We start from the raw sequence: 456 nt of genomic DNA, 5'->3' as shown, positions 1-456 counted from the left end.
GGAACCTCATCGTGGCCAATTGCTGGGACATGATTGTGGAGATTATGGTGAGCGGATGGAACGGGGGCGCAAGCTTCATGAGTGCTTTCAGTATCCAGAAAGCCATTGACCATTTCGATACCGAACAGATGAAGAAGTGGTGCTCGCGCCTCTATAACAAGTCCGGCATCTTCAAATACATCTGTCCGTTCCTGAACGAAATGCCGGTGGGTGCGGACGGAGCCAAACAGACCTATCCGCAAATCTACGGTCTGAAGGGTTCGTTGAAAGCACACCGGAACTACTTCATCCAACGCCGGTATGACCTGAAGCAGGTGGAGTACGGCTATGTATCCACGCTGGGTGCCCAGTTCTACCAGAGTACGGCATCGCTCGACAAGGCCTACACTCTTAAACCGATGCAGTACCGTCTGACCATTCCGTACCGTGTGCAGCTTTCCACCAGCAACGGCGTGC

At 53.3% G+C, this 456-nt stretch carries 1 protein-coding gene; it reads left to right on the top strand.

Going from position 1 to position 456, the window contains the following annotated elements:
• Positions 1-77: 77 nt before the first annotated feature.
• Positions 78-456 (top strand): hypothetical protein (locus D4A39_RS19180; RefSeq protein WP_199699496.1); only part of this gene is annotated, 379 nt, incomplete at its 3' end.

The sequence above is a fragment of the Alcanivorax profundi genome (assembly GCF_003597125.1).
GTDB classification, from domain to species: Bacteria; Pseudomonadota; Gammaproteobacteria; order Pseudomonadales; family Alcanivoracaceae; genus Alcanivorax; species Alcanivorax profundi.
The sequence above is the reverse complement of the archived record's forward strand: the minus strand, read 5'-3'. Positions and strand labels throughout refer to the sequence as shown.